General features: G+C 74.3%; 1 pseudogene. It reads left to right on the top strand.

The features are described from left to right. Positions 1-22: 22 nt before the first annotated feature. Positions 23-202 (top strand): annotated as a pseudogene (locus FHN55_RS22075) (riboflavin synthase); the annotation flags it as partial.

Genomic DNA, 202 nt, shown 5'->3' with positions numbered 1-202 from the left:
CCCACCAGCAGCAGGAGGCCTGATGTTCACCGGCATCGTCGAGGAGCTCGGAGAGGTCGTCGCGCTCGAGCGCGGCGAGGCCTCCGCCCGCCTCACCGTCCGCGGCCCGCTCGTCACCGGGGACGCCGTCCACGGCGCGTCCATCGCCGTGGACGGCTGCTGCCTGACCGTGGTCGAGGTCCAGCACGACGACGACGGCGGC

This window comes from Streptomyces sp. NP160 (genome assembly GCF_006335115.1).
Lineage (GTDB): Bacteria > Actinomycetota > Actinomycetes > Actinomycetales > Quadrisphaeraceae > Quadrisphaera.
Note: the sequence above shows the minus strand (reverse complement) of the source record. Positions and strands in the feature narration are given on the sequence as shown.